At 48.2% G+C, this 1,217-nt stretch carries 2 pseudogenes; both read right to left on the bottom strand.

Going from position 1 to position 1,217, the window contains the following annotated elements:
• Positions 1-199: pseudogene (locus ACOTXR_RS25080) on the bottom strand (copper-binding protein); the annotation flags it as partial.
• A gap of 244 nt (positions 200-443) precedes the next feature.
• Positions 444-1,217: pseudogene (silS, locus tag ACOTXR_RS25075) on the bottom strand (copper/silver sensor histidine kinase SilS); the annotation flags it as partial.

Raw genomic sequence — 1,217 nt, 5'->3', positions numbered from 1 at the left:
TAATGGCCTGTTCATGCTGGTCCATACCGGCCATACGAGGTGCAGTCCCCTGGATCCCGACAGGAGCCGCAGCAGACTGCATCTGGTGAGCAGGTGCCTGTGCATTGTTGACCCGCTCATGGATATTCACGGTTTCAGTGGCCCAGGCCGAAGAAATTAAGCCAAAGCCCAGCAAGGATGCTAATACGATATTTTTCATGATAACTCTCCATTTCTTAATTAGTGATGTCCGGGGGAGTACAACCGGTGTTTTCAGTTCCATAACTGAAACAGGTTCGGAAGTGTTTATTTCTCCGGGAGGGGACTGGATATTCATTTCCTGGCGTCCACTGACGCCGGATATTGATAAAGCAATCCAGCCTTCCTGATAAGTTGCACTAATTATATCGAATGGCTTCTGTTTGCTGCATGACAGGCTAATGACATCTTTGTCATTTAAATCTTTATTCCCAGCACTGGGTGTCCGGAATCATTTTCTCCAGTCTGGGCACGGATAAGATAAAACGCGTTGAGTGTACGTCCGATTCCACCTGCACTCTTCCGTGATGTGCTTCCACGATTGACTTCACAATCGCAAGGCCGATGCCGCTGCCTTCTCCTTTTCGTTGTCTGGACGGATCCACCCGATAAAAACGGTCAAACAACCTTGATAAATGCTCTTCAGGGATTGGTTTCCCCGGATTTTCAATCACAAGGTCAAAAAAGCTCTCCTGCTCTCTTATTGAGACGGTGATTGCCTGTCCCTCCGGGGTATAACGCAGGGCATTGGATAACAGATTATTGATCGCCCTTCTGAACATTTGTGGATCTCCCTCAACCAGGCAGGGCATCCCGTTAAATTTGAGCGTGATATTGCGTTCTTCGGCCCAGGCTTCGAAAAACTCGAAGACTTTCATGACTTCCGCTCTGAGGTCAAACATGACCCTGTCAGGTATCAGCTGATTATTATCTGCCTGTGCCAGGAACAGCATATCGCTGACCATTTTGGTCATCCGGTTATACTCTTCAAGACTGGAATAGAGGACATCCTCAAGTTCCCTCTGTGTTCGATCCTGACTCAGTGCGATTTCAGTCTGCGTCACCAGATTGGTGATGGGCGTTCTGATCTCATGCGCGATATCGGCAGAGAAATTGGCCTGGCGGGTAAAGACATCCTCAATCTTTCCAATCATATGATTGAACGAGATAACCAGTTGCTCCAGCTCAATGGGAACGCG

It is taken from the genome of Enterobacter cloacae complex sp. IR53030 (genome assembly GCF_049238365.1).
Classification (GTDB): Bacteria; Pseudomonadota; Gammaproteobacteria; order Enterobacterales; family Enterobacteriaceae; genus Enterobacter; species Enterobacter kobei.
Note: the sequence above shows the minus strand (reverse complement) of the source record. Positions and strands in the feature narration are given on the sequence as shown.